This is a genomic window from Spongiimicrobium sp. 3-5 (assembly GCF_046557915.1).
Classification (GTDB): Bacteria; Bacteroidota; Bacteroidia; order Flavobacteriales; family Flavobacteriaceae; genus JBHEBG01.
The window spans coordinates 19,193-43,346 of the sequence record NZ_JBHEBG010000005.1; the positions used below are offsets into that span (position 1 = coordinate 19,193).

Below are 24,154 nucleotides of genomic sequence, written 5' to 3' on the forward strand. Positions count from 1 at the left end.
AAAGTTAACGACCTTTTTGCTTAGCGTTGGCAAATATACAATTAACATTAAATAACAACCAACAAATTTTTGGTAAACTAAGACCACTGCAAAAGGTTTTTTAGTAAGTGGAAAAATAGTGTTATAGTAAAATGTTCTCCGTAGGTGTTTTTGTTGTTTGGCTAGGATTTTGGGAATGGATTTCGCTATTCCTTTTTGATTGCCCAAAAAGGAATGCAAAAAGGGCACTTCCCCCTTAGGTATTTTTGTTCACACAAAACCAGTCTTGAAAATAATTGAGCTGTATCCGTATGGAATATTGTTCTTACCAAGCCCTTATAATAGTTTGATTTTATGCGATGGTCAAAAATATTTCTAGCTGACATAATACGTAATGCATAAAAAATATTAATGTACTACATAACATATATAAATAATAATTAATGACTTATATGTCGTAAATTTATGAAAGAGAAATGAAATATTCATCTAAAATCCATGGACTATGAAAACAATATTATCACTTTTGTTACTTCCGATCATGGTGCTGGCACAACCTCATGGCCAACATCAAATAGAAAGCTTTGATATCGAATTTTCCATGGATTTTGCTATGGAACCCATCCTAAATGAGGAAACTGATTCTCCGGAACCTGTAGATGGCACCATTGAACTTTTCATAACGATAGAAGTGTATGTTTGGGAAATGGAAATTGATTATGCTATACCACAATTTACCCATGATGCAGCGATTGTTAGCTATCTCCCCAAATATCTGAATACTTTTTCTTTGGTCGGGCTTGCTAACACCGTAAAGGAAAATCAAAGACCACAAGAACGCTTGAACCGTCTACTTGCCTTGAACGATCCTATGTTTCCGAAAGAAGACACCTTGTTGGATGGGTTGAACCCCGTTAGGTACCAGCAGAATACATTGGGCGATTTACATAACATGCCCGAAGGCTTTGGGCCACAAATCGGGTTTTGATCTTAAATCCATTCGAAAACCCTTTTAAAAGTATAGTCAATACCAAAACATATTAAAATAAAACTAAAAGAAGATGAAAAAGGAAATTTTAACATTGGTAGCGATAATGCTGTTATCTACCAGCTGTGCGGTAATAAGGCCCGGAGAGGCCGGAGTAAAACAAACTTTGGGCGAATTTTCAAATGAAGTAATAACCCAGGGTACGGTACTTTACAATCCTCTTGTTAGTAAGGTGCTAAAGGAATCGACACAAACCAACAATATAAAACTTGTGTTGAGTTTACCCAGTAAAGAAGGACTAAGTGTGAAATCTGAAATTTCCATCCTCTATCGTTTAGAGCAAAATAAAATTCCTTCTGTATTGGAAAATTTGGGACAGGAATATGAATCTATAATTACCAGTGTTTTCAGATCTGCCTCTTCAGATGTTTGCGCTAAGTTTTTCGCAAAGGATATGCATTCTGGTATGCGAGCAAAGATAGAAGAGGAAATAAAGGTTAAAATGGAAGAAAATCTTACGAAACAAGCAGATGGTATTGAGCTCATTGCCGTTTTGATGAAAAGCATTCAATTACCCAATGGTTTGGCCAATTCTATAGAGCGAAAACTACAAGCCGAACAAGATGCCATGCGAATGGAGTTCATTTTGCAGCAGGCAACATTGGAGGCGGACCGCAAGATCATTGAAGCTAAGGGTGAACGGGACGCCCAAAAAATACTGTCCGAAGGGCTTACCGATAAACTTATACAGATTAGGAGTATTGAGGCGTTTCGTGAACTTTCGCGCTCTCAGGGCACTAAAATTATCATTACGGATGGTAAAACACCTTTGTTGATAGAACCTAGCATAAAATAAAAGATACGGAAAACAGCAATAGTGAAAGTGAAAGCACACCTATCGGGCAATGCCTCCTAACCCCTTGCTCATATGGGTAAACGTAATCATTCGCCAAATAAAAAACCTCAGCTCTGCCATGGCTATGGCTATCGGGACCGTGGTTCTTCTCTTACTTATATTTCTTACCGTTAGCGTTATCGCTTATTCTGTACTGCGCGAGCAGAAAGATGCTCGCGCTAGTGGGGACATCGAGAGCTTTACAGAGGAGGAGCGCACCAAGATCTATAAACTTATGGACATGGCCATCAGCTACCACAAGACCAAAAAGGCATACTCAAAGGCATAAAAAAACCGACTCAATGGGCGGTCTTTCTACGTTTTATTATTCTGGTTTTCTAATATAGTACAGACCTGCTAAGCTCTTAGAGACAAACAGATTAAAATCATCTCCTTTTTTCCATATCATTTTCCCATCTATTGATAAAGATTGATCCATTTCTGGAGGTATGCTGGCAAACTTAATGTCATATTCAGAAAGTTTAAATTTATATTTTCCACCAACCTTAATTCTATCTCCCATCTGAATTTTATTGTTTATTCTAACATCTTCTTTACTGGAAATAAGCAGAAGTTTTTCTTTTGCTCTTTTTATATGAACAAGATAATTTCCTTCTGTCGAATCAATTTTCACCACTTCGTATTTCTTATCACAATTTTGTGAAAAAAGCATATTAAACGAACTACATACAAAAAACAACATTAAAAAAAATAGGTTTCTTATCATCATAAAGTTTATTCTTGTTCTCTATACTTCACAGTATAAAGAGTTTTACTTTTCCCAGACTTATTTATTTTGACGCTTACATCTGAAATCCAAGTGCTTCCGCCAACATATTTTCGATTATTTTGACTTATTGAAGCACCAAGTCCTGAACTAGCAGCATCACCTGCGGGATAAATGGCATTAGTTACACCGTGAGCAGTTATAAACGCTTTGCTTCTCGGGTTTTCAGAAGAAGAAGGTGCATTTGGGGAGAGTACTGCCCCAGTATAAGCTTCAATTACCTCATGTTTTACAACACTTCCTGTTTCATTCCTGCAAATTCCTCAATCACTTCGGCTTGATTTGGATTTACCTGCTGTTCTGCAAAAGTTACGTTCATTTCGGGGATTTCTGTATTGCCCCCGAAAACCCCTCCAACTATTAGACCGCTTTCATTGGAATTTTCAATAGACGCATTTAGGTTCACAACCACATTCTCAACATTAATCGTTTCCAATAAAGCTACATCTGATTCCGTTTCTGCTGTACCTGTTGCAGATAGCTTACCCGTTTCTGCATCCCTTGTGATTTCCAAACTTGATGAAGCATTTAGTTGTTCAGTGGCTTTTTTCGCTAAATCTCCATTAATTACTACATCAAAAGGCGACATTCCATCAGGATCAGTGAATATTATTGGATTGTTGAAAGCATAATTATAGGGGCTGTGTCTTCTCATATCCTCCGCCAACGGGTCGATGTTCATCCACCTACCGAGTGCGGGGTCATAGTTCCTAGCACCGAAGTCATAGGTTTCAAGTCCTAAGCTTTGGTCGAGTTCTTTACCACCAAACATATATTTTTTCGCAACGGAGTTGCCCAAGGGACTGACATTACCATTATAGCCTTGATGGGCCAATCCGAATGGATAATAGTTCGATTCCTTTACTATTTCATTTGTAGTAATATTTCCATCGTTGTTGGCATCCGTATAGCTTAACCTCGTGTTGCCAAGATGATTTTTATATTCGTACACGTATTCGTAATTTCCATTCTCGACCGAGACGTACCCTTCGGGCTGCGAGAAGAACTGCAATGTGCCGTTCTCGTAGATATAGTTTCCTGCATACTCGGTATTTCCCGCTGTACTCACAACCTTCTTTTGCTTTGTGCCCGTGGCGTCGTAAATATAGGGATTCTTTCGTTTTCTTTGCTTGTCCAAAGAAAACGAAACAAAAGAAAATACACTTCTCCCACAGGTATTTTTGTTGGCACAAAACCGGATCGAAAACTTCGCCATTACGCCATGGCGTAATGGTTCCGCTCGAAGCTTTCCAATCCTATACTTGGGAGAAGAAAGCCTATCCACAATCATTCGCCAAATAAAAAACCTCAGCTCTGCCATGGCTATGGCCACCGGGACCGTGGTTCTTCTCTTATTTATATTTCTTATCGTTATCGCTTACTCATAACGGCACGAGCAGAAAGATGCTCGCGCTAGCGGGGAGTTTCTATTTTTTTGATTCGATTAGTTTTTGGACTAAAGATTTTAGCTCTTCCATTTGTTGGGTTTGCTTTTCTATTTTCTTTTCCTGTTGTATAGTATAAAGAGTTAATTCTTCAATCTTTTTAAGAAGGTTCATGTCCATTTCCGCAAGCATTACTCCATGCTGTTCAAATTCTTTTGCAGAGGGTATTTCGGGAAGATGACCATTTTCTTTAATAAATTCTTCTACCACTTCTATACTTCTCAGATTATAATCTTCTTTAAAAACATAATCTGGTGCGGGAACACTAAGGTCTATTTTCACTTCTTTAGCATGGATATTGCCGTTTACGGTGAGCTTCATATCTGGATTAGCCGTTCCAATGCCCAAATAACCATTGGCGGTTAATCGCATTTTCTCACTAGTGCTTGTCCCAAAAACAATTTTCCCTTGTGAATTGCCAGCGATTATATTCAAACCATTTAAATCTGCTCCTAACAACCATGTTGAACGGGCAGAAGCATAGTTTCCAAAACTAGCAACATGACCGGCATTATGGTGCACCAAATAACCGTAGAATCCACCGGTAGCCTGTTTGCCAACTAACAACATTGCTCTTGCGTTAGCTGAAGAACTTTGGTTTAAGAGATATGCCGAAGTGGTGGCATTAATGTTTTTATTGACCTCAAGATGAGCAATTGGATTAGTTGTACCAATACCTACATTGTCAGAAGTAGTCAAATTTGCACCATTGTCAGTCCACTGGGCCTCTAATGATAAAGTCAAAAAAAGTGCTGTGGTAACAAGAATTGTTTTTTTCATTTTAATATCTTTTTAGGTATATTTTACTATTTATAATACCTCTTTCATAACACGTCTACATCCCTGAAGTTGCATATGTCTTATGTACTTTTCAATTTTCCGATTCCAACTTTTCAAGCCTTAATTGTAATTGAAGAAGCCTTTTATTCTGTAGTTTCAATTCTTCTATTTCTTTTTGTTGTTGGATAGTGTAAAGTGTTAATTCCTCAATCTTTTTAAGAAGGTTCATATCCATTTCGGCTTGCATTACTCCATGCTGTTCAAATTCTTTTGCGGAAGGGATCTCTGGTAGGTGACTATTTTCTTTAATAAATTCTTCTACTTCTTCTATACTTCTTAGATTATAATCTTTTTTAAAAACATAATCCGGCGCAGGAACACTAAGGTCTATTTTCACTTCTTCAGCATGTATATGGCCGTTTACCGTCAATTTCATATCCGGATTTGTGGTTCCTATTCCAACTTTGCCATTAGCACCAATATGTAATAAAGTTGTTCCATTCTGAACAGTTGAGTTATACCCTTTTTTCCTAACCTGAAATGCATTTTTGTCCCCAGCACTGTACATCCAAATGATGGGGGAAATTTGATTCGAACCACTTAAAATGCCGAAACCTCCTTGAGATTGATTTGTTGCATCGGTACCCCGTTGATCCCCAGCAAATTGGTATAGAGTTCCGGTTCCTGTACCTAGAGACATTGAACCATTGCTTGTTGACCCTGTATCATCTAGCTGAGCATTTGCATACGACCATAACATTAAAAATGATAGTAAGAAAGTTGTTTTTTTCATTTCTTTATTTTTTCAGGTAGTTCTTCTTTATATAGAAGGGCACATAAATTATACAAATTGTTATACCCTTTTTTACTTTTCAGATTCCAACTTTTCCAGCCTCGATTGTAATTCAAGAAGATTCTTGTTGAATAATTTCACTTCTTCTATTTTTTTTTCAAGCTTTTCTATTTTCTTTTCCTGCTGGATCGTATAAAGAGTCAATTCCTCAATCTTTTTGAGAAGGTTCATGTCCATTTCCGCAAGCATTACTCCATGCTGTTCAAATTCTTTTGCGGACGGGATCTCTGGTAGGTGACTATTTTCTTTAATAAATTCTTCTACTTCTTCTATACTTCTTAGATTATAATCTTCCTTAAAAACATAATCCGGCGCAGGAACGCTGAGGTCTATTTTCACTTCTTCAGCATGTATATTGCCCTTTACGGTGAGCTTCATATCTGGCGAAGTGGTTCCTATCCCAACTTTGCCCAAATAATTAAGTACCATGCCATCTTTTAAAACACCTCCTGTTAAATACTGAATTGTTAACCCTCCTTGTGAAGCATCTGCATTATTCGTTTTTAAAGCATAATAACTTTTTCCTGTAGTTGGATATGTTAATCCATGCCTACCATATAACTTTCCATTCAAAATGGTGTTTCCATTAACCTCAAATTTCTCGGTTAGATTTGTAGTTCCAATTCCGACATCACCATTTGGTAATTCGTTGACTTGGGATTTTGCAGAAGTGATAACACCTAAGCATAGTGCTAAAATTAAGAATCTTGATTTGGGCATCATATCGTTTTATTTAGTTATTATTAAAATGTTATTCTTTTTTTCGTGATCGATTCTAACAGGCAATTTCATTGGAAAATGAAAACGCTGTTGGGTTTACCGAGCACATTACGGCATCAGTGCCTAAACAAATAATATCCGTAGGTAGCGGTATGTACGTTGTTCATAAGTGCTAGCATATAGTTTCTTCATCTTTTGTTTTTTACTCTGTACGGCACCTGTCATACCCTGTCCGCCTCCGGCGGAAACTAGCGCTAACGAGGGCCTCTTCCATTCTTTATATTTCCCCTTATGGCTTACTCTGGTACGGTACGAGCGTGACCCTCGCACTTGCAGATGTTTTTTGCTTGCGCCAGCAGGGAGGTAGCTTTTTAAATTCTTACTTTTTCTTAAACAGTTTCAGTTCTCCGACCTTATAAATACTGTCATATGGTGGGGTCTTGGTCACTATTTCTCGGCTAAAGGTATCTTTCATTTCATCAAATACTCCATCTCCATTCCCTAAAAGGTAATCCCCTATAAATATGTCCCCCGACATTGGACTCCGCCCAATTTGGTATTTGTGACCTGTCGCACTCAAAGAATCGGTATCACCAGTACTTTTCTTACCATATCTAAAACTTTTCTCAATGAAAAATTTCAGTCTCTCAACAACTTCAATTGAATTATTTGATTCTACCTTATAATCAAGCTCCATAACAAAAACGCCTCTTTTTTTAGATTCCTCAATAGTTTCTGAATATGCTATTCCACCAGATTTTTGATGGTCAATCCCACCTTTTGTAACCAATAAAAAAACACCAAATAACAGCACAAAAACTAATAGGAGATATAAAATTACTTTTTTCATATTCTTAAATTATCAATCATCCAATGGTGCGCCAAAGTGACCTTGCCCTACTTCAACATATGGTACTCTATTATATCTTGCATTGTTATTATGCCACCCAAAATTGATGAACCATCTATTTGGAAGTATATTGTTATAGCTGCTTTCTATATCGGGTGTTTTAAATCTTCCAAGGGATTTTAGAGCGTCTTGAGGAACATCTACACAAGAAGAGCCACATACGTCATAAAAATGTCCATTAGCTTGGGTAAAGGCAGCATTATAGGCAATCCCATCTTCCTCAGTACTGGTTTCCAAACGAATAAAATTATCATAACGTTCTCCGTCGGGATGTGCTTCTCGATATTGATTGTTCACAATTTGTATTACTTGCGATGCATTTAATCCTGTACCTCTAAAATCACTTCCTGCTCCGGTTTGAGAATCATATTTTACATTGCCTAAGTCAGGATTTCTGTTAACACCACTCAACCCAAATAACGTGCCTAAATTTTTATCTGTTCCATTCTTAGAAAGATACCTCCAACCATCTCTGTCATTCCCTATCAGTACTGCGGCATGACCCAGACCACCTACTGCCATACTCGAATTAAGTATGATAATGTCCCTGCCGTCAGGATCGCCGTAAAGAATTGGATTGTTCCCCATGGCCATATAAGGAGATTGGCTTGTTCGCCTTACATCATCTGGCCTTAACCATCTCATTATCCTTGAATCGTAAAACCTACGTTCAAAGAAATTATGCCCAGTCTCATCATCTTTTTCCGAAAATTGCCCTTGATAATCATAACGGTAATCCCCGACGACATTCCGTCCGGGCATGGCCATCCCGCCCGGATAGTAATCCGTATAGTCTTCATTGTTGGTACCAGTGCCATTTTTCTGGAACAAGGCACGTACATTACCCAAATGATCGGTAAGTTGATATACATTGGTACCTCCAGACCTATAGTGTACTCCCAACCTTTGGCTACCATAAATAGGTTGTTCCACTAGCGTGCTGTTATTGTAGATGGCCATAACGCTACCGGTAACATCCCTAACGTAATAGGTGGTGTTCGTTAAGGTACCGCTAGTGTAACTTTGCTTTTTCACCCTATGACTCCTATCGTTATACATGAACTTAACCAAAGTTACATTATTTTTTTTAACCTCGGTCACCAGACCGCTGGCGTTATAGACGTACCCAATATTCTCCCCGGTATTGCTAACCAACTGCCCTATTTTATTGTATACATAGTTATTACCGTCTTGGTCCCCAATATCGTCCGCACCGGAAACATCACCGGCCGCATCGTCTACCCGCAACAACTGGTTGGGGCCATCCTGCGGGTCGGTCTTATAGGTGTAGCTAAGGTCGTCCATGGCATTGCCACCACTGGCATCCTTGTTGCGCTTTAGGTGTTGTAAATTTCCGTTGGCATCATAGGTTATCCCGGTAACATCGTAATCTCCACTGCCCACTTCATTAAATCCACCAACAATACGGGCGGTTAACGTACTTCCCGATTGGGCATGGAACCCCGGTAGCCACCTAATGCTATTACCCGCTTCCAAAGTGGTATTGCTTGCATTGGCATACACAGAACTACTGGTTAAATCCTCCTCGGCGGGTTCATCCTCAGTGGCCACTTGTCCAAAATTGGCCTGGCTTAACCAATTGTTCCGGTCGTAGTTAAAGGCATAGGTGCTCTGCTTACCGGCAACGGCATATAGCGGACTGTTCCATCGTATCCCCTTAATGTTCCCATTTAACTGATCTGTACCATAACCGGGTGTGGTAATATTATTGGTCGTTTTCCTTGCATAATCACTCCCATGATAGTCCAACTGCATGCCAAACAGATCATTGTTATCCCCCCCAGGATCATCCGCGGCGCTTAAACTTGGGTGGTTAATGCTTTTTAACTGTCCTGCCAAATTGTAAACGTAATCCACACCTTGGGAACCCTCGGCCAATTCGGTACGTTTTAAGGCCCCAGTCTCATAATATTCATATTCTGCATGGGTAGTATATGTGCTTCCATTGGTAGAAGTTTCCACCTTTGTTAATTGATCTGTACTATTATAGGTATATCTATGGATAAATTGTTCACTGGACACCCCTTTTTGATAAAGGACTTTGGTTACCAGCCCGGTTATAGGGTCGTATTCATAGTCTACGGTTTTGGTGCCCAAGCCTTGTGTCTCCTGTACCAACCATTTTACTCTCCCATAAATATCATAGCTATACCAAGTTTCATTATAATCGTTGGCGGTATAGGCCACATTACCTGCTGAGAAATCCAGTGCAGGGTAGGAAGATTGTCTAGTGCCTAAATTGTAGGTCTCCGCGGTCTCGTCATATTCTGTATGTTGTACCTCTGTTCTTGTGCCAGAGACCATAGCGGCATCCGGATTGGCGGAGGTAAACCCACTGTTCTGTACTACGCCACTTTCCACGGGGCGCCCAAAACTGTCGTAATCGGTATAGGAAAATAGACCTGCATCTTTTTGAACACTGTTCTGGGAGTATCGTATCTGCCCATCATTACGATATTTGAACCAGGCTTCTCCCTCATCCGGGCTTTTGGTGTAGGTCAGTTGCCCCAAGGTATTGTATTGATAGGTAGTCTTGGGTTTTGTAGCCTTGGTGGTTCCCAAGGGTTGGTAACTTGCTATAAGTCTACCGGCTTTATCATATTCGTTAAGACTATAGTCATAATAATTCTCCTTATAATTTACGGTGACCGGAGTAGCAGGGTCGTAATTATCAATATCATTGACCGATACACGATAAAAGCCATTGGGCAATGTGGTTGATGGGGTAACTGTGGATTCTGTTATTAAATTGTAGGTAGTTACCGCATTACCATTGGTGGTAACCGTAAAACCCATGCTACTGCCAGCTGGCACGTGAATATCCACAAATCCTTGTTCATAAATATCGATGCTCATGCTTCTTGCCGTAGTGCCTCCACTGCGGGCAGCCGCCAAGGTGCGCCCATCGTTATCGGTAAAAACTACATTTTCATTTCCGTGCACATTTCGGCTCACGGCCTTATGAATTTTATAATCGGACGCTGCGTATTTGGTTTCGCCAAAAGCTACAGTCTGGGCCAATTCTTGGCCAGCCCTCATGGTAAAACTATAGGCCTGTGGCCATTGTCCGCTTATTTTGTTTCCCCCAATAGCTTTTAAAGGTACGCTTGGGTTAAGCTTGCTAAAGATTGTCCTTGAAAATGGATAGGAGGTAATGTCCATATAACTATTACCGGGATGGTCGTTATTGTCATTGGAGGTACTGTAATAATTGCCCAAAGTATTGGAAACCGTACCAACAGGAGTAGGACTCTCCGGGTTGGATTCAAAATCGGCAATGGAATAGGTATTGTTTCCGGAATCGCGCATAAAGCTGCTTTGGTACCCAAAGGTGGTCCCAACCGGGGCGCTTAATGTTGATAGTGCAGCCCTTCCCTGATAATCATAAAGGGTTTGGGTGGCCCAGATCTTGTTGGTCAGCATGTCCTTACTTTGTGTTTGTTGGGCCTTTCCCAATTCATCAAAGAAAGAAACACTTCTGCTTTTTACGGTTCCGTTCACATCAAAACTTTCAACGCTGCTCCAGTTTCTGTTGGTTGGTAAAGCATCAAAATTATCCTGGGCATATGTAATGGCACTACAAAGCAGTAGCAGTAGGCTCATTGTCCAATTTTGAAATTTATTTTTAATCTGTTTCATAATTTATATGTTTAGAATGAACCTTTACTTACTGCATATTTACCGAAGTGGTTACCGTACCACAATCGCCCGCTTTCTCAATACTAAGAATAGTGTTACCGAAACCGCCAGAATCATTACTTACACTCAAGCTACAGTCCACATATCCCACACTAGGGAAGACCCCTGCATCTACACTGCTTACACTACTTCCTGTATTGAGTAAATCGGATCGTACACCATTTACCGTGGCGTATCCATAAAATCCTGCTCCAGAGCCTCCCGTTGTAGCTGAATAAATAATGGGATCTCCCGGGGTTCCATTTAATCGTATTGTTTTAGAACTACAATTGGAACAACTGGCATTGCTAAACGTGTATGCAGCGGATACCGAAATATTGGTTGTAAAGGATTGCTCGTTGTTCAAAGTCAGGGTAATGGTTTTATTACCTGCCGAGCTATAGGAATGGGAAAGTGTTGCAGGTGGATTATTGGTTCCATTTTGGGAAGAGCCATCACCAAAGTTTACATTCCAAGTGGTGACCCCTCCGTATCCTATAATATCAAAAACAACATTACAGGCAGTGCTTGTAACATTTTCATCTGTTGCAATACTTCCAGAAAGGTTGCTACAGGTTCCTATACTCCCATTTTTATATTGCAGTTTGCTTTTGGCTATCACTTTAAACCCTCCAACAATGCCTGTTTGGTCTACCACTTCGGCATAAGTACTGCATAATTGCCCACCTTCATTATAAACGTATTGTGTGGCAAGGTTATTAGCTCCGATAATATGGGTTAGTTCGTCCCATTCATTATAGACATAAGAATTCATAGAAGATTGTACTGGATGGATTCTAAAATCATCATAATACAACGTCCCCGTATTTGCTCTTACATATATCGTTTTATTAGAGGAACTTAAGCTTACATAATGATTCAGCAATACCCAGTCTCCTGCAATAATCTTTTCGCCATTAAAGGAATTAAGTCCATTACCATCGTAAACCCTTGCGTTGGTGTAATTATCCTTGGAAGCCCAAACGGAAATTTTATATTTTCCAGCGCGGTGTCCAGATAAGGTTGTCTTAAAACCCTGATCGCTTGTGACCTTAATGGCATACCTGCCCGTATGTGCCCGATCTTCTGTTCTGCCCACATCATCTATTCCGTCGTCAAAAGTGTCACCGTCCAAATATTCTGCACCGCTATAGTACATTTCGGACAGTGGGGCGTTAGCTGTAACGATAATTTTGGTATCATCATCTCCCATTTTGGTAGCAGCCTTATTACCATTGATATCCTCAACTTCCAAAACCATGGAAAAGGGATCATAAGCATTTATTTGGGAGGTTAATTTCCAATCCGTAGGTTGTGAACTTGCAGTTGTGCTCCAATTAAAGTTATCATAATCTCCAGAGAAGCTGGTAAAGAAACCATTGCTATCGGAAGAGCCATCCCACGTATAGGTTTTGTGCTTGCGCCATACGCTAGAGGTACCACCCCCGTTGCTTGCCGTATAGGTTGATGGGGACCATGTATTGATTCCGGCCCCTACCAATTTATAGGTACCATTGTCCTTTATATATGTTTTGTTCATCGCTTCTTGTGTCAACATATTTTTGTAGGACGTGCTGGTAATTTTACTACCCATATTTGCGTAACGTGTGTAGGCAGGAATGGTCTCCGTTCTAAATTCAGTACCATCGCTCTGTGTTGTAGTGGTCTTTAAAAGCTGGCCAGTATATTGGTCGTGCTGGTCAAAATAGGTGGTGCTCGTAAAACCACCTTGTATTACGGTAGTACTTAACAAAGCACTGGAGTATATGGTTCGAGAGGAACTATTCACATACCATTTGTCCGTTGCAGAGCCACTGGTATAATCCAATATTTTGTACTGTTGAAATGATTCTCTTACAATCCCTTGGGGTGCATTATCTGGTAATGCGTAATTATTGATGGTCTTACTCAACAATTGACCGTAACTATTATAACTGGCAGTGGATAATAACTGTCCCAAACATGCGGTATTATCTTTTACATTTATAGTACTTACGGAAACAGAGGCGCCGGCACCGGAATTATTGAAATTGTCTTCATCTTTATCTATCTGAAGCACATCTCCAAAAGTGGTGTTAAGACTGCTCTTTTCCACTAGTGTTTTAAAGACATACTGTGTATTCCCCAGAGATGTATTATCCGTTCCGTAAGCCGTGGTCTTCACATGGGAGTACATGGCTATTGGTGCAGGGAGTTCCATACCGTATGGAACCTCCTTGTCAGCATAAGGTCCAAAAGGTATGTACGAGACAATGCCTGATGTTATATTGGTACCAGGAATATCATAATCATAATCCGTCCTATACGAATTGGTCCCATCAGTGGTGGTTAAGGATTTTACCCGTGTTCCTGTGGAGAATGTATCGCCAGACATACTTACTCTCGTGTAGGTATTGTTAAATGTAATTGCTGTACATTCAGACCCATATGATATACTGCTCACCGATGTTGGATTGCCATTTAGTTGTAATTTTATCTTTTGTGGATTGATGACCTGAATCACTTTGGCCGTGCCATCATAAACATCCATTGTGTATGAATCAGGATCAGAAGAGGTAGCGCCATCACTACAACTGGTTACTTTTCTATGAGTGGCCGGTATATCGTCATTAAGTCCGATACCGAAATTTGAGAAATCCACATTGGAAGAGACTTCAAAGGTGTTGTTAACATCTAAGCTTCTTGTGGTGGAAAAACTCAAGTTTTGTGGTATGGCAGAAGCAAAAGTGTCTTCTTCATAGTCTACCACAATTTTCCCACCCGTCGGCATTGTAATATCGGTAAGACTCCATTGATCGGGGTCGTGTTTGTCATACCCCCATTCGTCCTTGTCTGCAAATACATAAGGCTTGTTGGTATTATTGTACGCAAAAGTATAAGGTGGCATCAACTGATTGTCTCCCTTTCCTTTAAAAGTCACATTTTTTAAGGTCAATCTGCCTGTAGAGGAGGTATAGGGCGCTCCTGAAGCCAAGCTATAATCATATGAAAAAGATACTACTTTCGAGGATTTATCCTTTAAAAGAGTCCAGTTGTTAGCATCCTTGGCGTCAAGAACACTGCTTTGACGACTGCAGTTTATATTTTTTGTACCACCGCCATCCGCAGTTGTGTCAAACCAAGTAATGGAATAATTAGTGTTAACAGCAGGCGTAGCGCTTAAATTTGTTGTATTATTTTTGGAAATAGTTCCCAAATCCGAGTTCTTCACCAATAAAATCTCTTTAAGCCTTAACAAACTTTGTTCTCTTAGATTAAAAGTACTGACTGCAGTATTCTTATCTTTTCGGTGATGGTAGGTTAATTGTTTTCCCCTGCCATCTGCACGTTCTTCTTTTACAAAAAGTGCCGTATGGGTACGCGTGATTACTTTGTCTAAATAATAGATTTCCTTTCGTCCCCAAGAATAATTTTTGATCTCATCATTTGTACCACTTAATTCAAACTCCTCCCCATGGGGATTATACCAAATATAGCCGTTGGACCATTTGCCGTAGTCGAAAGCTACCCAATAGCCATAATCGGAGTCGTCAGGTCTTTGATTGTTATTCATGTCCACAAAATCGGGACCTGTAACCGCAGTTAACAACCAGTGGGTAGCATATTTTTTTAGTTGACGTTTTTCATAAAAAGCATCACCTTCTAAAGTATATTGCGGGTCCATGCCATATTGCCTTGCTACTATCTCATGGTTGTATACAGGAATGGTATAATGGTAGGTCTTACCATCTGGTGCCACCACCTTAAAAGCTCCTATTCCATCTGATTCAAAGGCTGTGCCGCTATATGTAGGGGTAGCTGAAACCGCCTTTAAAAGCCCAAGGTTAAAGCCGATCCCAGCAGCCAACTCTGCGTTGGTATAATATTCCACATATCTTCCAGTTACCCTTCGGGAAAGGGAGGCATTTGCCGTGGAGGTCAAATAATTAAAAATAGACGAACTATTTGCTGAACTCCCGTGAAAATCCTTTTGTGTCTGCAACCAATTGGATGTATAATCGTTATCAAATTGGAAGTCTGGGAGCAATGTAAAATCTGTTGCTGTGGCATATGAAGAACCGGAGGTTGGAAGTTCGTGCCGAAGTTCATAATCTACTGTTGGAAAACTGTTCTCCACTTTTTTGTTAAACCCAATCAACGCTCCATTTTTTTTGTGACGTGGAGAAATGGAACCTGCAATACCCTGGCCCATTACCCTATATCCATCATAATTGGGATAAACCCCATTGTTACTATTGCTATTATATGTGCCTGAAGTACTTATGCCGTATATATCTGAAGTTCCACGGACATTAGTACTATTCTGGTTTAAGGCTGCTCTATTATTCCTAAAATACAAAGTTCCGTTAACAATATTGTGCTCCAAATTGTCAAGAGATACGGTAGTCTTTTGTTTCCCAAAACTAAAAGATAATATTCCACCAGGTAAAGGGATAAACGCCGGGATATTATAACCACTTTGTTTTACATTATAATCATTGGACGAAACCGAATGGGAAAAAGAAAAGGTATTAAGTCCTACTGATGCTTTGCCAACAGTTCCTGTAATACCAACTCCACTGGAAGAAAAGTTTACACCTAAACTACTTTTTTTGCCACCCTCTCCAGCAGAATATGATGCATTTGCTGAAACATCACCACTCCAACTAGAGCTTACACCTAAATTTAAATTTTGGTTTGTAAATACCCCACTAGTACCTAATTTCCTATCAAAACCATAACTGCCCCTTAATCCAATACCATTAGTACCTATACTCCCTCCAATACCAAAACCATTATTTCCAATATACGTACCACCATTAAGCGAAAAACCAGAAGTGCCAACAGATACACCAATGTTACCGACAGTATTACCCGTTTTGTTTAAAATACCTGTTCCCAAACTTACAGAACCCCCAAAAGAACGGCTATCTCCCCAGGCCAGATTGAGCCCCACAGATGCTCCTCCATTACTAGTAAACCCAATACTAGCGGAATAATCTGTATATGTTGTACCCTTGTTGTAGAAATACTCTCTAAAAGTACCTTGATTCCAGTCATCCGGATAACCATTTACGGATCGGGTTATGGCACCAGGGTTTACGTTCCAACCCAAGCCAGTCCACGTAGCTTCTTGATCCATAGCTATACCTGCATGGTATGCCAATGATAATGGGTAGCCTCCTTCTGGAGAAGGCACGTTCATTAATGGTAATACATAGCTTAAATCCCCAGTAGCTAAGTTTACCATGTCTGTGGCATCCACGGGTTCAAAACTTGAAGCTTCAGGGGCCGTGGGTCCATTGTTGGATGCAAACAAAAAGTTTACAGGTACCAAGCTGGGCAAAAAGGTAAGTGTTAAAAACACTGCCATTACTTTGTGTGAAAATTTGGTCTTCTTCATAGTGATCTGGGTGTTAATAGGTCAAGGTTTAAACTTGGGTTAGAGTAGGTTTTTAAAATTTAGTTTTGGTTGGTCTTTAATTGGCAAAGTGGAAACTTTAAAGCGCACTTCTCCGGTAGAGAATCCTAAATCTTCAATAGTGAAATGGAAAAAATCTTTTTCCAATAATCTTTCATCTTTTGGATACACTAATAACATACTAGTACCATTACTCATACCATACATTCTAGGGTACACATAATCTGCCATAGGAATAGTGTCCTTAGCTTTGGTATACATATGTACTTTATCTGTCATACCAAAGGCTAACTGGTTTACCATGGTGCCAAAAGTATTTCTGTTTCCTATCTTGTTGCTTAAGAGTTCTTGGTTGTTGGAGCTCATGCTCAAATTAAAATAGAGATATTCCCCATACTTATTTCTAAGGCTATCTACCGTTTCTATAGCATACCGATCTGTCAATTCCTGTTTTACCAATATGTCCGTAGGCCTATAGGTAAGCGTATAGGAAACATTATTAACCGTTTTTTGATGCACATAGCCATTCTCCTCTTTTTTGATATGGGCCCAAAGTGCTTGCTCCGATTCAAACTTGTTTTGATGGCAGGAGCTAAACGTAATTACCATGAGCGTAAATGTTAATGCTCTGATCCTATCTTGTGGAAAGAGAAAGCGTTGTTTTGTTTTTCTATTATTCACCTGCATACTCAGAATTTAAACCGTTCAACACTGTTTGGGTTAAATCTGAAACATCTTCGGCATACATAATATTTCCGCTTCCCTTGGCGCCAAAAATGATTCGATACCCTTTCTTTTTACCGTATTCTTTTACATAATCATTAATATCATTAACTACCGTTTGGGTCATTTTTTGATCCTCTTCTTCTATCTGTTTTTGTATCGCCTGTTGGTAACTATTAATTTGTTGCTGTTTGTTTTGCAATAGTTGTTGTTTTAACTCCAATTCTTTTTTAGTCATGGAGGCACGTTCTTTTTCATACGTCCGTAGTTCCTTTTGCCAATCTACCAAAAGACTGTCTGCATTGGCCTTTAGTGTGCTGGCTTTATTATTAAAAGTTTCTCTTTCGGTTTTGGTCCGGTCATAACCTTCTACCAACTTATTGATGTCCACAAAGACCAACTCGGATTTTGATGGTAAAAGAAAAAAAGTGGCCATACTTGCCACAAGGGCGATGATAGATATAGGCAATGCTAGTTTATTCATGGTATTTGGTGTTTTTGTTTATTAGCTGTAGGTTTCTTTTTCATTTGTATTAAAGGAATTTTCCAATTTCATTAGTCTTGTTCGAGTTCTAGATTTGACTCTTTTTGCATTTGCGGTTCCATTTGTTGCTTCAAAATGTAAAATATCAGCTCCTCAATTTTCTCGTGCAACAACTTGTTCATCTCTCCCAACCGCATGTCATTGGTTTCACTAGGACGTACGCCATGGTCTTGTCCAAATGGAAAATTGGCAATGGGCTTCCCCATGGATCTCATAGGTAGACCGGAATGTTCTTGTATTTTGGAATACGGCGGAACGGAAATCCCGGAAGTGGTGAAACGTAATCTTTTTCGGGTGTCTTTAAGGTCGCCTTGCGCAACCGTACCAAAAGACTGGACCCATGGCATTTTACCATATAGTGTCTCAAGCATAATCTGTAGGTCAAACTGATTTGGTCAAACTATTATTCATTTACTGATGTAAGAATAACACAGCTAAATGTATTATTAATTTTGAATAATAAAAAATATATTTCTTAATTTCGATGAAATACATTTCCTACATTATATGGTATAGGGTACGGAAAAGCCAGGTGTTAAAATTGCATTTCGTCCGATTTAAAATTATGCGGTTGGATTAAAAGAGTGCCGAATTTTGATTCCGGTCTTTAGAATTTGAAAGTTCTTAAGGATACCTAAATAATTTGTCCGTTTATCCGGTACACATCATTAGGAAGTTACAAACGAGGGAACATTTTTATTGCAATTTGGCGGACCGCTCTTTAACGTACATAGATCCCCAAACCACCATGGCCGCGGAAAGGATCATCAGGTTTTTGGTAATGTATTGTCCTTCCATGGTAGGTAACAGATAGTTTCCATTCTGAAAAGTAATTTCGGGTAAAAAAACAAGGGGCATAAAAGTACCCAGCATCTGAAGAAACAGAAGGCCAATGGCAATCCTGGTAGTACGCTTAAACAAAAAAGTAATTCCTATGACCACCTCCCACCATCCGATGACCACCAACCACCATTCCGGATCCCCAAAAGGAAGCCAGGCTACCGTAGCTTTAAGTAAACCTTCGGCCGCAGACAATCCAAAAGGTTTTAGAATGCCGAACCAAAAGAAAATAACGGCAAAAGAAAAACGTATGGTAGGCACGCCCCATTTACCCATGCCCTTTGCAATTTGTTGATCTAAACTTATAAAAAACGCTCTCATTGGCTCTACTATAGATTAATTGAAAAGGTCTCATAATATGTTGGCAGACCTTGCACCGCTTTACTACTAGGTAAAATTGTCCGTATCTTTTCGGTACTTCGCAAACTTAATCATCAAAATGGAAATCATTACCCATGACACCTACTTTTTTAAAAAAATCATCGATATTTCCCGTTTCTGTGTTAACGTCCATGCCGGTACAAAAGAAAATTATTTATGTTAATTAAATGCTAAATAAATACATACAAGTCTGTTCGTATTTATTTTTCTATATATTTGTCCCATGAAAAAGTTAAGCGTTCGGGAAAGGATTATTGAAACAGCATCGCGTTTATTCTATTATGAGGGTTACAACCAAACGGGCATTAATCAAATCATAGAAGAAGCAGGAGTAGCAAAATCTAGCATGTACCAATCGTTTAGGTCCAAGGAAGACATCGCCGTAGCCTACTTGCAGCAAAGGCACTTTAACTGGATGGGTGCATTATCAGATTTTGTATCTACCCGGCCAAGCAATAAGGATAAGGTGCTGGCTTGTTTCGATTTTATGGCCAAGTGGCTAAAACAAGACGGCTACAGGGGTTGCGGCTTTCAAAATATTATCACGGATCTGCCTGCCGAACAAGGGAAAATACGAGATCAAACGGCGCTCCATAAAAATGAGGTACACAAATGGATCTACAGTCTGTTGAGCGAGGAGAATTATGATGATGCGGCCGCTTTGGCCGAAGAAGTAATGGTCTTAATGGAAGGAGCCATTATCCTTTCCCAAATTCAACACAACGCCTGGCCCATTAAAGCAGCCCAAAGAGCCTGCACTAAACTATTAGCGTAACGGTATGTAATGCATACCATAGAAGTATAATTAGTACATCACAAATAAAACAGACTTGTCTGTTTTTAAAAACAATTAAAATGAAACAAATAGTACCGCCTTTTAACAAAGAAACCGCAGCGGCCAAAGTACAATTGGCCGAAGATGCCTGGAACAGCAAAAATCCGGAAAGGGTTTCCCTAGCGTATTCCGTTGATTCCCAATGGCGAAACAGGGATCTTTTCTTTACTGGTAGAGAAGCCATAGCGGCTTTCTTAACGGACAAATGGTCCAAAGAGCAGCATTACAAACTTAGAAAATACCTCTGGTCATTTACGGACAATAGGATTTCTGTCCGATTTGAATACGAATGGCAGGAAGCCGATTCTGGTCAGTGGTTCCGAACACACGGTAACGAGCATTGGGAGTTTAACGAGGAGGGGCTAATGCGCGTACGCGACATGAGTGCCAACGATATTAAAATAAACGAATCTGATAGAAAATTTTAATTCAATATAAATCTAATCTTAATACAAAAAAATGAAAACAAGTACGTTAAAAATAGTAACAGGGGGTCTGCTAATTGCAATGATCGCCTTTGGGACCGCTTCTTTTGAAACGTCCAATGACAAAACCAATTTAGGGTTAACCACCAATAGTCCTCAACCTACCTACCACAAAAGTGTAGCAGTAAACGGGGTGAACATTTTTTATCGGGAAGCAGGAGACGCCAACAAACCCACCATCTTACTACTACATGGGTATCCTACCTCGTCTCACATGTTCCGTAATTTGATTTCGGACCTATCCGGAAAGTACCACGTGCTTGCCCCCGACTATCCCGGTTACGGAAGAAGCGATCAGCCGGCCATGACCAATTTTGAGTATACGTTCGACAATATGTCCAAAATAGTGGAAGGGTTCTTGGAAGAGTTAAAGGTCACTAAATATAGCATCTATCTAATGGATTACGGCGCCCCTATAGGCTTTAGAATTGCGGCCAAATATCCCGAAAGAGTAGATGCCCTGATCATTCAGAACGGGAATGCCTATGAAGAGGGATTAAGCGATTTTTGGATTCCGCTTAAAAAATATTGGAAAGACCATGCGGTAGAAGATGGCAAGGCTCTTGAAGGTTTCCATGCCCTGGCCGGACTTAAATGGCAATATACCCATGGAGTAAAGGATAGCACAAAAATTAGTCCCGATAACTGGAACATAGATTTGCAACATCTTACAAGACCGGAAAATAACGAGATTCAACTGGCCATGTTCTACGATTACCGAACAAACGTGCCCCTATACCCCAAATGGCAACAGTACTTTAGGGACCATCAACCCCCTACCCTAATTGTTTGGGGCAAGAACGATGTCATCTTTCCTGCCGAAGGGGCCCATCCCTATAAAAAGGATTTGAAAAACCTGGAATTCCACCTTTTGGACACAGGTCATTTTGCCTTGGAAGAAAAAGGCGATGAGATTGCGGATTACATTTTAAAATTTTTAAACAAGAACAATATAAAATAATAACATTATGAAAGCGATAAACATAAAAACGGACAAACCGGAAACCCTAAATATTGAAAGGGTACCTACCTCAAAACGACTAACATGGAACGGTAGAAGAAGACATTCTTTCCTGTCTACCCAGTTTAAATTTTTATAAAGGATTTGATGGGTACTCAGCAGTATAATTGGAATAATTATGAATGTCGCAGCACGATGATCCGTCGCGCTGTGGCATTTTAAAATTTTAGTATGAAAGACAACGACCCAAAATACACTAGTGACATTGCCTTTACACCTGCCGTAAAAGCCATGCAAACAAAATACCGTTCGCGCAAGAGCTACGAACGTATGGAGCAATCTGGCGGATGGCAATCGGAAATTAACCCACAATTGGAGCAGTTTTTAAGTACTATGGACTCCTTTTATCTAGGGACTTCCAATACCCAGGGACAACCATATATTCAACACCGTGGCGGCCCAAAGGGCTTTTTAAAAGTATTGGATGCCAATAGATTGGCCTTTGCAGATTTTTCCGGCAACAGACAATACATCTCTACCGGGAATCTCACAGAAAACAATAGGGCCTTTATTTTTTTAATGGATTACCCAAATAGAACACGGGTAAAATTATGGGGTAAGGCACATACTGTGGAGGACGATGAAAAATTACTGGAATCCCTTGCGGATATTTCATACAAAGCAAAGGTAGAACGGGCTATTATTTTTACCTTGGAAGCATGGGACATTAACTGTCCACAGCACATTCAACAACGTTTTACCCCCGAGGATATGGCAAAAGTGGTAGATCCCTTAAGGAAACGGATTGCCGAACTGGAAGAAATCATTAAAAAAGCGAAATAAAACCCAAAAACAATTTTGAAATATGAAAATAGCAATTAACGGAATGGGGCGCATCGGGAGAGCTGCGCTCAAAGTAATATTAGACACCCCTAGCTTGGAACTGGTGGCAGTAAACGATATTGTAGCGATAGAAAACATAGCCTATCTCTTAAAATACGATTCGGTTTATGGTATTTACGAAAAGGAAGTAGACCATGATGAAAATCATTTGATCGTTAATGGTAAAAAAATTCAGTACAACTCGGAACGCAACCCCGAAGCCTTACCCTGGAAAGAAAACAAAATAGATGTGGTCATAGAAAGTACAGGCTTTTTTACCGCTAGGGAGGATGCGGAAAAGCATATAAAGGCCGGTGCCAAGACCGTAGTGATTTCTGCACCTACCAAAAGCGCCGATACCCCTACCGTAGTGCACGGTGTAAACTCCAAAGATGGCAACACCAGTATTTTTTCGTGTGCCAGCTGTACCACCAATAATATTAGCCCGGTGGTAGAAGTATTGGGTAGAAGAATAGGGATAAAAAAAGCCATTATGACCACCATTCATGCCTATACTGCGTCCCAGAGCATGGTAGATGGTCCGTCTAAAAAGAATTTTAGAATGGGCAGGGCCGGAGCGGCCAATATTGTTCCCACCACAACAGGAGCGGCAGTAGCCACCACAAAAGCTTTGCCGGAATATGCCGGAAAATTTGATGGTGTGGCCATACGTGTACCCATACCCGTTGGTTCACTGTCCGATATGACATTCGTTACAGAAAGACCTGTAACAGTAGCGGAAATAAACGCCATTTTTGAAGAAGAGGCAAAATCTGCGCGCTACGCCAATGTATTGACCACAACTACGGAACCCATAGTTTCTTCGGATATTGTAAAAAGTCCTTATGCCTCAACCGTGGATTTGGGTATGACCAGAGTGGTAGATGGTGATCTGTTAAAGGTGATGACGTGGTACGATAACGAGTGGGGCTTTACCAATCAGATGATTCGGCAAATCCTTGAACTCTAAGCCAAAATATATTGCACCGTCCTTCTTGATAATTTCTTTAAAATAGATTACTTTACAAGTATTCTTTAATTAGAAAACTATGTACTCTAGAAGGTCATTTATTAAAAATACCGCGCTTAGCGGTCTAGCCTTGTCGGCCCCATCGGCTTTGATGGCCGCTGACAAGGTTATATCCTTTTCAAATATGTCCAACCCAAAAATTTCCCTGGCACAATGGTCCATGCACAGGGCCTTGGAAGCAAACAGCATAAAAGCCACTGACTTTGCTGCCATTGCCAGAAATGATTACGGTATCGGTGCCGTAGAATACGTTAATTCCTTTTATAAGGATTACGGTCATAGTGAAAAGTTCTGGAACCAGATGAAAGAGCACGCCAATAACGAAGAGGTAACGAGCCTTTTGATTATGGTAGATAGCGAAGGACTGTTGGGCAATACCAATGACCAGGAACGATTGACAGCCGTGGAGAACCATTACAAATGGATACACGCGGCCAAAATCCTAGGGTGCCATTCTATAAGAGTAAACGCCTTTGGTGAAGGCGATCGAGATACATTAAAGAGCACCTTGGTAAACGGTCTGGGTCTCTTGGCCGAATATGGCGCCAAAGTGGGTATTAACGTTCTTATAGAAAATCATGGTCTTCATACCTCTGACGGAGCGTACATCGTGGATATAATAAAAACCGTGGATAATCCGTATTTGGGCACTTTGCCCGACTTTGGCAATTGGTGCCTAAACAAAGAATGGGGAGGCACCCAGAACAACCAGTGCACAGAAGTTTATGATCATTATCGGGGTGTTGCCGACTTTCTTCCCTATGCCAAGGGTGTAAGCGCCAAATCCTATAATTTTGATGAAAACGGCAATGAGACCATGCTAGATTATAAGAAATTTTTGCAGTTGGTGAAAGATGCCAAATTTGAAGGATATATCGGCATAGAATACGAAGGCGAACGCCTAAGTGAGCCAGAAGGCATACGGGCCACCAAAGCACTTATAGAAAGGGCTTGGCAAGGTTTGGACTAATCCCTAACCATTAAATTACGTGCCCGTTGCAAGGCATTGGATATTA

At 40.1% G+C, this 24,154-nt stretch carries 22 protein-coding genes; 10 read left to right on the top strand and 12 right to left on the bottom strand.

Translation table 11 applies throughout. The features are described 5' to 3' along the window. Positions 1-484 precede the first annotated feature (484 nt). From ACEQ81_RS16645 to ACEQ81_RS16655, 3 genes are all read left to right on the top strand, one after another. Complete coding sequence (locus ACEQ81_RS16645; protein WP_411032052.1) at positions 485-967, top strand: hypothetical protein; 483 nt, start codon at positions 485-487, stop codon at positions 965-967. A 73-nt stretch (positions 968-1,040) separates the two neighbouring features. Then, a complete protein-coding gene (locus ACEQ81_RS16650) occupies positions 1,041-1,823 on the top strand; it encodes a prohibitin family protein (protein ID WP_411032053.1) in 783 nt (260 codons plus the stop codon). A gap of 49 nt (positions 1,824-1,872) precedes the next feature. Next, positions 1,873-2,151, top strand: coding sequence for a hypothetical protein (locus ACEQ81_RS16655; protein WP_411032054.1), 279 nt, complete (start codon positions 1,873-1,875; stop codon positions 2,149-2,151). A 36-nt stretch (positions 2,152-2,187) separates the two neighbouring features. Here ACEQ81_RS16655 and ACEQ81_RS16660 read toward each other — a convergent pair whose 3' ends face one another. The 12 genes from ACEQ81_RS16660 to ACEQ81_RS16715 form a co-directional block, all read right to left on the bottom strand. Then, a complete protein-coding gene (locus ACEQ81_RS16660) occupies positions 2,188-2,592 on the bottom strand; it encodes a hypothetical protein (protein WP_411032055.1) in 405 nt (134 codons plus the stop codon). Between the two features lie 286 nt (positions 2,593-2,878). Further along, complete coding sequence (locus ACEQ81_RS16665) at positions 2,879-3,970, bottom strand: RHS repeat domain-containing protein (RefSeq protein WP_411032056.1); 1,092 nt, start codon at positions 3,968-3,970, stop codon at positions 2,879-2,881. 106 nt (positions 3,971-4,076) lie between these two features. Then, the gene (locus ACEQ81_RS16670) at positions 4,077-4,874 is read right to left on the bottom strand and encodes a hypothetical protein (protein ID WP_411032057.1); all 798 of its coding nucleotides are present in this window, start codon (positions 4,872-4,874) and stop codon (positions 4,077-4,079) included. Between the two features lie 91 nt (positions 4,875-4,965). Continuing rightward, a complete protein-coding gene (locus tag ACEQ81_RS16675) occupies positions 4,966-5,667 on the bottom strand; it encodes a hypothetical protein (RefSeq protein WP_411032058.1) in 702 nt (233 codons plus the stop codon). A gap of 72 nt (positions 5,668-5,739) precedes the next feature. Continuing rightward, a complete protein-coding gene (locus tag ACEQ81_RS16680; protein ID WP_411032059.1) occupies positions 5,740-6,450 on the bottom strand; it encodes a hypothetical protein in 711 nt (236 codons plus the stop codon). A gap of 376 nt (positions 6,451-6,826) precedes the next feature. Then, entirely contained in the window at positions 6,827-7,297 is a 471-nt protein-coding gene (locus ACEQ81_RS16685; protein WP_411032060.1) for a hypothetical protein, read from the bottom strand. 12 nt (positions 7,298-7,309) lie between these two features. Next, positions 7,310-11,017: an RHS repeat domain-containing protein gene (locus ACEQ81_RS16690; protein ID WP_411032061.1), complete on the bottom strand. Its 3,708-nt coding sequence runs from the start codon at positions 11,015-11,017 to the stop codon at positions 7,310-7,312. Between the two features lie 28 nt (positions 11,018-11,045). Further along, positions 11,046-16,439: a PKD domain-containing protein gene (locus tag ACEQ81_RS16695; RefSeq protein WP_411032062.1), complete on the bottom strand. Its 5,394-nt coding sequence runs from the start codon at positions 16,437-16,439 to the stop codon at positions 11,046-11,048. Between the two features lie 39 nt (positions 16,440-16,478). Next, positions 16,479-17,144: a hypothetical protein gene (locus ACEQ81_RS16700; protein ID WP_411032063.1), complete on the bottom strand. Its 666-nt coding sequence runs from the start codon at positions 17,142-17,144 to the stop codon at positions 16,479-16,481. After that, positions 17,131-17,664: an OmpH family outer membrane protein gene (locus tag ACEQ81_RS16705; protein WP_411032064.1), complete on the bottom strand. Its 534-nt coding sequence runs from the start codon at positions 17,662-17,664 to the stop codon at positions 17,131-17,133. The genes ACEQ81_RS16700 and ACEQ81_RS16705 overlap by 14 nt, the downstream gene beginning before the upstream one ends. Before the next feature lie 71 nt (positions 17,665-17,735). Beyond that, positions 17,736-18,095: a hypothetical protein gene (locus ACEQ81_RS16710; protein ID WP_411032065.1), complete on the bottom strand. Its 360-nt coding sequence runs from the start codon at positions 18,093-18,095 to the stop codon at positions 17,736-17,738. Between the two features lie 325 nt (positions 18,096-18,420). Continuing rightward, positions 18,421-18,885, bottom strand: coding sequence for a DoxX family membrane protein (locus ACEQ81_RS16715; RefSeq protein WP_411032066.1), 465 nt, complete (start codon positions 18,883-18,885; stop codon positions 18,421-18,423). A gap of 283 nt (positions 18,886-19,168) precedes the next feature. On the opposite strand from ACEQ81_RS16715, the gene ACEQ81_RS16720 reads away from it, so the two are divergent. The 7 genes from ACEQ81_RS16720 (at position 19,169) to ACEQ81_RS16750 (ending at position 24,108) form a co-directional block, all read left to right on the top strand. Beyond that, a complete protein-coding gene (locus tag ACEQ81_RS16720) occupies positions 19,169-19,720 on the top strand; it encodes a TetR/AcrR family transcriptional regulator (protein ID WP_411032067.1) in 552 nt (183 codons plus the stop codon). An 80-nt stretch (positions 19,721-19,800) separates the two neighbouring features. Continuing rightward, positions 19,801-20,208: a nuclear transport factor 2 family protein gene (locus ACEQ81_RS16725; RefSeq protein WP_411032068.1), complete on the top strand. Its 408-nt coding sequence runs from the start codon at positions 19,801-19,803 to the stop codon at positions 20,206-20,208. Between the two features lie 31 nt (positions 20,209-20,239). Then, positions 20,240-21,226 carry an alpha/beta fold hydrolase gene (locus tag ACEQ81_RS16730; RefSeq protein WP_411032069.1) on the top strand — a complete coding sequence of 329 codons (987 nt, stop codon included), beginning with the start codon at positions 20,240-20,242 and terminating at the stop codon, positions 21,224-21,226. A gap of 7 nt (positions 21,227-21,233) precedes the next feature. Further along, positions 21,234-21,365, top strand: coding sequence for a hypothetical protein (locus ACEQ81_RS16735; RefSeq protein ID WP_411032070.1), 132 nt, complete (start codon positions 21,234-21,236; stop codon positions 21,363-21,365). A gap of 92 nt (positions 21,366-21,457) precedes the next feature. After that, positions 21,458-22,069: a pyridoxamine 5'-phosphate oxidase family protein gene (locus ACEQ81_RS16740; RefSeq protein ID WP_411032071.1), complete on the top strand. Its 612-nt coding sequence runs from the start codon at positions 21,458-21,460 to the stop codon at positions 22,067-22,069. Between the two features lie 22 nt (positions 22,070-22,091). After that, positions 22,092-23,078: a type I glyceraldehyde-3-phosphate dehydrogenase gene (gene gap, locus ACEQ81_RS16745; RefSeq protein WP_411032072.1), complete on the top strand. Its 987-nt coding sequence runs from the start codon at positions 22,092-22,094 to the stop codon at positions 23,076-23,078. 79 nt (positions 23,079-23,157) lie between these two features. Next, positions 23,158-24,108, top strand: coding sequence for a sugar phosphate isomerase/epimerase family protein (locus ACEQ81_RS16750; protein ID WP_411032073.1), 951 nt, complete (start codon positions 23,158-23,160; stop codon positions 24,106-24,108). Positions 24,109-24,154 lie beyond the last annotated feature (46 nt).